Source organism: Nesterenkonia sp. PF2B19, from assembly GCF_001758425.2.
Classification (GTDB): domain Bacteria; phylum Actinomycetota; class Actinomycetes; order Actinomycetales; family Micrococcaceae; genus Nesterenkonia; species Nesterenkonia aethiopica.
This window is the reverse complement of record NZ_MDSS02000025.1, coordinates 43,144-50,541: the sequence shown is the minus strand read 5'-3', so window position 1 is coordinate 50,541 and position 7,398 is coordinate 43,144. Positions and strand designations below refer to the sequence as shown.

Genomic DNA, 7,398 nt, shown 5'->3' with positions numbered 1-7,398 from the left:
ATTATCGACAGCCGCAGCCGCCGGCAGCGCATAAGCACCGACCGAGATCGTCGATGCCGCACCGACCGCGAGAGCACGTTTCAGAACGCCTCTCCATGGAGACCGAGGTCTCCCCCTTCGTACAGACCGGGGATTCCCCCCGCTTGTGTCGTGCGTAGATTCCGCGTCCATTGGAGTGTCCTATTCATTGACGAAAACCGTGGACCGGCGCAGGTGCGATGCATCACACCTCGCCATCCCCCTAGCCAAGACGAGGCGGGGTGGAGTGTCAAGGGTTTCGTCAGCTGACGAGCAGGAAATCCAAGGATTCACGGGCGAATCACTCGGCCGGTCGGAGCAGAGCCGCGCAGGCGGGCACGCCAACCCTGTGACGCCGAAGAAAGCAAGCCCTACCGGCCGGGCGGCGCTGCCTCGTAGAGGGAGCCCCGCCTCGACGCGGATCAGTCGATCAGGTCACGCACGGCGATGACCTCATCCCGGCCCGGGCCCACGCCCACACCGGAGATCCGCGTGCCGCTCATCTTCTCCAGGGCCAGCACGTAGTCGCGGGCGTTGACCGGGAGATCATCCAAGGTCCGAGCTCCGGAGATGTCCTCCGTCCACCCGTCGAAGTGCTCGAAGATCGGCTTGGCGTGGTGGAACTCCGTCTGCGTCATCGGCATCTCGTCATACCGCACGCCGTCGACGTCATAGGCCACGCACACCGGGATCCGCTCGATGCCGGTCAGGACGTCCAGCTTGGTGAGGAAGTAGTCGGTGAAGCCGTTGATGCGGGAGGCATGCCGGGCCATGACGGCGTCGAACCACCCGCAACGACGCGGGCGACCGGTGTTCACGCCGAACTCCCCTCCGGTCTTCTGCAGGAACTCGCCCCACTCGTCGAACAGCTCCGTGGGGAACGGACCCGCGCCCACCCGGGTGGTGTAGGCCTTCACGATGCCGATGGACCGGTTGATGCGCGTGGGACCGATGCCGGTCCCCACCGAGGCGCCGCCGGCCGTGGGGTTCGACGACGTCACGAACGGGTAGGTGCCGTGGTCGACGTCGAGGTAGGTCGCCTGGCCGCCCTCCATGAGCACGACCTTGCCCTCGTCGAGCGCGTCGTTGAGCAGCAGCGTGGTGTCCACGACCATCGGACGCAGGCGGTCCGCGAAGGACAGGAAGTATTCGGCGATCTCATCGACCGTGATGGAACGCCGGTTGTACAGCTTGACCAGCAGTTCGTTCTTCTGCCGCAGAGCGCCGTCGATCTTCTGGCGGAGGATGGACTCGTCGAAGATGTCCTGCACCCGGATCCCAAGGCGGCCCACCTTGTCCATGTAGGTGGGTCCGATGCCGCGGCCTGTGGTGCCGATGGCCCGCTTGCCCAGGAACCTCTCGGTCACCTTGTCCATGGTCTGGTGATACGGAGCCACCAGGTGCGCATTGGCGGAGATCCGCAGGCGGGAGGTGTCCGCGCCGCGGGCCTCCAGCCCTTCGATCTCCTCGAAGAGCGCCTCCAGGTTCACCACCACGCCGTTGCCGATCACCGGCACCGCGTTCGGGGAGAGGATGCCGGCCGGCAGGAGCTTCAGCTCGAACTTCTCCCCGCCGACGACCACCGTGTGGCCCGCATTGTTCCCACCATTGGGCTTGACCACATAGTCGACGCGCGAGCCGAGCAGGTCCGTCGCCTTGCCCTTCCCCTCGTCTCCCCACTGGGCACCGACGATCACGATGGCTGGCATGTCGCTCCTTCAGGGTCCCGGCTCTGCGTCGGGACGTCTCGACGTCAGTGCCGTCTCCTTGCGCCGACGACACCGTCGGAAAGTCTACCAACGCGGGTATGACAGCCTGATGACGCCGTCGCGACGCTCCGCAGCCCTCAGTCCTGGACCGCTGCCTCTGCCCTGGCCCGCGACGCCGACGCCTGGTTCAGCCCAGCCGCCCTCCGGAGGCCTCCAAGTAGCAGCCCGCGCACAGCGACTCGTACCAGACATCCTCCCCGTCGATGGCCACCTGGTCACCGTCGAAGATGATCCTGTCCCCCGCCCGGCGGGTGTTGAAGACCGCCTTGGCGCCGCAGCGGCAGATGGTCTTCAGCTCTTCGAGGGAGTGCGCAATGTCCATCAGCCGGGCCGAGCCGGGGAAGGATCGGGTGCGGAAGTCGGTGCGGATCCCGTAGGCCAGCACCGGGACACCGTCCAGCACTGCGATCCGCAGCAGATCGTCCACCTGTTGCTCGGTGAAGAACTGGGCCTCATCCACCAGCAGGCACGCCACCGGCTTCACACCCCGGCGGAGCGCACGGGACTCCGCGTCGTCGACGCCGTCCAGCAGGGTGCCGGGAGCGTTGGCCTCCGCATGCTGGCGGAACAGCTCCCGCAGGGCGGCCCGAGGAGGGACCAGGAAGTCCACCGACCGGGTCACTCCGAGCCGGGAGACGATCTCGTCGGCACCTTTGGTGTCCAGCTCCGGCTTGGCGAGCAGCACCCGCTGCCCGCGCTCCTCATAGTTGTAGGCCGCCTGGAGAAGGCCGGTGGACTTCCCGGAGTTCATCGCTCCGTACCGGAAATAGAGCTTGGCCACCTTCGTCCTCTCTGATGCGGCTGCGGGCCCGCTCATTCTACGAGGGCCGCTCCCGCAGAGACCGTACCCTCCGTCGCCCTGCCTCGCGGCAGAGTCCTCAAGGACAAAAGTTAGTCCAGTGGTCTTGATTCTGAGGGTGGCCTGTGTCTCAATGGACCCGTGACCAAATACCATGCAGTTCGCGACCAGCTCCTGGACCGCCTGGACGGCATGGCCGCCGGCGACCAGTTCCCCCCGGAGCGGGACCTCGCCCAGGAACTCGGCGTCTCCCGGATGACGCTGCGGCGAGCCATCGACGAGCTCGTCGCCCGCGGAGCGGTGCGCCGACGCCACGGGTCCGGCGTCTTCGCCCTGGGGCCGAAGCTCGACCAGGCCCTCGTCGCCAGTTCCTTCACCGAGGACATGCGCGCCCGCGGGCTCACCCCCGGCGCCCACACGCTGTCCCTCGAGGTCTCCCCCGCGGGACCCCGGATCCGGCGGCAGCTGCAGCTGGACGAGGGCGAGGAGATCGTGACCATTTCGCGGCTGCGCCTGGCGGACGACGAGCCGATCGCCCTGGAGGATCTCACCGTGCCCCGCACGCTGCTTCCGCACCTGCGTGCCGAGCACCTGGAGAACCGCTCGTTCTACGAGCTCCTGCGGGAGCAGCACGGCATCCACGTGGCCCACAGCGTACAGACCATCGAACCCACCGTGCTCGACGACGAGGAGGCGCGACATCTCGACGTGCCCGTCCACACGCCGGCCCTGCTGTTCGAACGGACCTCGCGCAGCGCGGACGGCACCCCGATCGAGTTCGTCCGATCGGTCTACCGGGGCGACCGGTACAAGATCCGCACCGAGCTGACCGTGCCCGCCGCACCGGACACCGCAGAGGACGCCGGCGGCGGGAGGCAGCCATGATCATCGCCGGCTCATGGCGGGTACCTCTGCCGACGCGCTCGACGTCGCCCTGGTGGAGTTCCGAGCAGAGGAGGAGCCCACCGCCGACGAGCAGACCGGCGGCCTCTCGCTCACGATGCGCCTGCTCGCCTCCCGTGAAGTGCCCTTCGAGCAGCAGCTGGCCCTGGACATCCTGCGGCTGCTCGAGCCCGCAGACGTCCCCCTCCAACTGGTCAGCAGCGTGGACGCCCGCCTGGGCCAGACCAGCGCCGAGGCGGTCAGCACCCTCTGCCGGGACGCCCAGACCAGCTGCGACCTCGTCGTCTCCCACGGCCAGACCGTCCGGCACGACGTCGTCGACGGGGTCGTCACGTCCACCCTGCAGCTGGGCCAGCCCGCGTGGATCGCCGCGGCCACCGGCCTGCCCGTGCTGTCCGACGTCCGGGCTCGTGACGTCGCCGCAGGCGGGCAGGGCGCACCGCTGGCGAGCATCCTCGACCATCTCCTGCTGGCCGGAGGGCGCACCCCCACGGCGATGCTGAACCTCGGCGGCATCGCCAACATCACGGTGGTCTCCCCCACCGCGGAGACGATCGCCTTCGACACCGGGCCCGCCAACGCCCTGATCGACCTGATGGCCCGCCGTATCACCGGCGACCCCCGCGGCTTCGACCGCGACGGCGCCCTCGCCGCCCAGGGGACCGTGGACCCTGTGCTGCTGGCGGACCTGCTCTCCGATCCCTACTACACCCTGCCCGCACCGAAGTCCACGGGCAAGGAGCACTTCCACGCCGACTACCTGGACCGGCATCTCAACCGCCGCCGGGCCGCCGGCACCGCCCCGGACGACGTCGACGTCATCGCCACACTGACGACGCTGACCGCCCGCACCGTCGCCCAGGCCTGCCGGGCCCACGGGGTCCGCGACGTCGTCGCCTCCGGAGGCGGGACGCGGAATCCCACGCTGATGACGCAGCTCCGAGCCGAGCTGCACACTGAGCTGCACTCGGGGCCGCACACCGGGCCGGACGCCGGCGTCGAGCTCCGCACCACGGACGAGGTCTTCGGTCTCCCGGAGGGCGCCAAAGAGGCCTGCCTGATGGCATTGCTCGGCTGGCTCAGCTGGCACGGCCTCCCCGCCACCCTGCCGAGTGTCACGGGAGCGGCCCACCGCAGCATCGCGGGCCGTCTCACTCCGGGCCGCCGGCCGCTCCACCTTCCTGCCCCCTCGCCCCTGATGCCGACGCGCCTCCGCGTGGTCGGATGACACTGAAAGAGAGCTGACATGCAGACCATCGACCTCCTGGTGATCGTGGCCTATCTGGCCGCCACCGCCTGGCTGGGCCTGAAACTCAGCGGACGCCAGTCAGGACTGAAGGACTACTTCGTGGGCGGGCGCAATCTGCCCTGGTGGGCCGTGTGCCTCTCCGTGGTGGCCACCGAGACCAGCGCCCTGACCGTCATCGGCATCCCGGTGATGAGCTACCTGGGCGACATCAACTACCTGCAGCTCGGCCTCGGGTACATCCTGGGCCGCATCATCGTGGCCTTCTTCATGCTGCCGAGGTACTACGACGGCGAGATGGTCACCGCCTACGCCTACCTGGGCAAGAGATTCGGCCAGTCCACACAGACCACCGCGGGGATCACCTTCCTGTTCACCCGGCTGCTCGCCGACGGGATCCGGGTGCTGGCCGCCGCCATCCCGGTGAACATGATCCTGCAGGGCCTGGGGCTCAACACCAACTACTTCACGATCATCGTCGTCCTGGCGGTGGTCACGATCCTCTACACCTTCATCGGCGGCATCAAGCCGTGGTGTGGGTCGACGTCGCCAGATGTTCCTCTACGTCTCCGGCGGAGTCCTCGCGATCATCATCATCACCGCCGCCACCGGAGGCGGCTGGCTCGGTGACGCCGCCGAGGCGGGGAAGCTCACCATGATCGTGCTGGAGGGCAATCCGCTCTCCAACAACGCCTCCTTCGTCGCCTCCCTGCTGGGCGGCATGGTCTTCGCCATGGCCTCCCACGGCTCCGACCAGCTGGTGGTCCAGCGGCTGCTGGCCTGCCGCACCAAGGCGGAGGCGCAGAAGGCCATCATCGTCTCCGGCGTCGTGGTGTTCGTGCAGTTCGCGATCTTCCTGCTGGTCGGGCTGGCGCTGTGGGGCTACTACGAGCACGCCTCGCCGGAGTCGCTCGGCCTGACCCGCGACGACGAGATCTTCCCGCTGTTCATCATCGAAGGTCTTCCCCCCGGCATCTCCGGCCTCCTCCTGGCCGGCATCATCGCCGCCGCCATGTCCACCCTGTCCTCGTCGCTGTCCGCACTCTCCTCCTCCACGGTCACCGACGTCTACGCCCGCTTCCGCAAGGCCCCGGTGACGGACCAGGAGGGCCTGAAGGTCGGGCGCTGGGCGACCATCGGCTGGGGGCTGGCCTTCATCGCCCCGGCCGCTGTGTTCCAGTCCGACGAGGGGAACATCGTGGTCCTCGCACTCGGAGTCGCCGGCATCACCTACGGCGGGCTGCTCGGCGCCTTCGTCTTCGGGATCCTCAACCGGCGGGCGCGCGCTGCGGACGCCAACATCGCCTTCCTCGCCGCCGTCGGGGTCAATGCGTTCTTCTTCGTGATGGAGAAGTACGTCACCGGCGAGGTGTGGGTGGCCTGGCAGTGGTACCCGCTGCTGGGTGTCCTGGTGACCTTCGCCGTCGGGGGCACGCTGTCCCTGCGGCACCCCGCCCGGCCGAAGCTGCCGGCGGCCCCCGGCCAGCAGCACAACGATCAGGAGAGGACCCCCGGACGATGACCGCTGACGACGCCGACGCCATGCCGGACCGTCCCCTCCCGCCCACGGAGCGGCGCAGTCCGCGCAGCCGCCACCTCGACGAGCTGGACACCCTGGGGGTGCTGCAGCTGCTGACCGCCGAGAACGAGGCGGCCGTCCAGGCCGTCACGGCGGTGCTGCCACAGCTGGCCGAGGTGGTCGACGCCGCCGCCGCACGGATGCGCCGCGGCGGCACCGTCCACTACTACGGGGCCGGCACCTCCGGACGGCTCGGAGTGCTCGACGCCAGCGAGCTCAAGCCGACCTTCAATCTGGAGCCGCACCGGGTCGTGGGGCACATCGCCGGCGGACGGGAGGCCCTGGTGGAGGCCGTGGAGAACGCCGAGGACTCCGCGGAGAAGGGCCGGCGGGACGCCTCGCAGCTGGGCCCCGACGACGTCGCGATCGGTCTGGCGGCCAGCGGCTCCACCCCCTATGTGGGCGGGGCCCTTCAGACCGCCCGCGCGGCAGGGGCCCACACCGTGCTGGTCTCCAACAATCCGCACGCGCCGCTGGCAGGCTCAGCCGACGTCCACCTGGCTCTCGACACCGGACCCGAAGTGGTGACCGGCTCCACCCGGCTGAAGGCCGGCACCGCCCAGAAGCTCGTGCTCAACGGGTTCTCCACGGCACTGATGATCGCTCTGGGCCGCACGTGGCAGAACCTCATGGTCTCCGTGGTGGCCACCAACGCGAAGCTGCGGGACCGCACCGTGCGCATCCTGTGCGAGGCCGTGGGCCTCGAGGAGGCTCCCGCACGGGAGCTCCTGGAGCACGCCGGCGGAGACCTCAAGTCCGCCATCGTCAGCTCGCTGGCGGACGTCCCGGTCACGCGGGCCTCGGCCCTGCTCGACGCCCATTCCGGATCGGTGCGGGACGCGATCGCCGCCGGTCTGCAGCCCGAGGAGCGCGGCTCGTGACCGCCCTCCCACCAGAGGCCGGCGTCCTCGGCCTGGACATCGGCGGATCCGGAAGCCGGATCGCCTGGGCCGGACTCGAACCCGGACCGCGAGAGGTCCTGACAGGCCCCCGGGTGCGGGTCAGTGCCTCGGGAAGCTCCGTCCCCCAGCTGGCGCGGGAGCTGCTCGACACCGCCGCACGCACCTGGCCCGAGCGCATGCGC

7 protein-coding genes are annotated in these 7,398 nt (G+C 69.3%); 5 read left to right on the top strand and 2 right to left on the bottom strand.

Features of this window, described 5'->3' with window-relative positions:
- Positions 1-440: 440 nt before the first annotated feature.
- Both BCY76_RS09225 and BCY76_RS09220 read right to left on the bottom strand, forming a co-directional pair.
- Complete coding sequence (locus BCY76_RS09225; protein WP_070158761.1) at positions 441-1,727, bottom strand: adenylosuccinate synthase; 1,287 nt, start codon at positions 1,725-1,727, stop codon at positions 441-443.
- Between the two features lie 187 nt (positions 1,728-1,914).
- Positions 1,915-2,568, bottom strand: coding sequence for a thymidine kinase (locus BCY76_RS09220; protein ID WP_085437562.1), 654 nt, complete (start codon positions 2,566-2,568; stop codon positions 1,915-1,917).
- 159 nt (positions 2,569-2,727) lie between these two features.
- Here BCY76_RS09220 and BCY76_RS09215 point away from each other — a divergent pair, with 159 nt between their 5' ends.
- The 5 genes from BCY76_RS09215 to BCY76_RS09200 are packed head-to-tail and all read left to right on the top strand — an operon-like array spanning position 2,728 to position 7,195.
- Positions 2,728-3,471 (top strand): GntR family transcriptional regulator, encoded by a 744-nt coding sequence (locus BCY76_RS09215; protein WP_070158760.1) that lies wholly within the window; start codon positions 2,728-2,730, stop codon positions 3,469-3,471.
- A 13-nt stretch (positions 3,472-3,484) separates the two neighbouring features.
- Positions 3,485-4,717, top strand: coding sequence for an anhydro-N-acetylmuramic acid kinase (locus tag BCY76_RS09210; RefSeq protein WP_070158759.1), 1,233 nt, complete (start codon positions 3,485-3,487; stop codon positions 4,715-4,717).
- Between the two features lie 18 nt (positions 4,718-4,735).
- On the top strand, positions 4,736-5,365 hold the full coding sequence (locus BCY76_RS19260) for a sodium:solute symporter family transporter (RefSeq protein ID WP_237090068.1): 630 nt from the start codon (positions 4,736-4,738) through the stop codon (positions 5,363-5,365).
- On the top strand, positions 5,289-6,257 hold the full coding sequence (locus BCY76_RS19255; RefSeq protein ID WP_237090067.1) for a sodium:solute symporter family transporter: 969 nt from the start codon (positions 5,289-5,291) through the stop codon (positions 6,255-6,257). Before BCY76_RS19260 ends, BCY76_RS19255 begins: the two co-directional genes overlap by 77 nt.
- Entirely contained in the window at positions 6,254-7,195 is a 942-nt protein-coding gene (locus BCY76_RS09200; RefSeq protein ID WP_237090066.1) for an N-acetylmuramic acid 6-phosphate etherase, read from the top strand. The genes BCY76_RS19255 and BCY76_RS09200 overlap by 4 nt, the downstream gene beginning before the upstream one ends.
- The last annotated feature ends 203 nt before the right edge of the window (positions 7,196-7,398 follow it).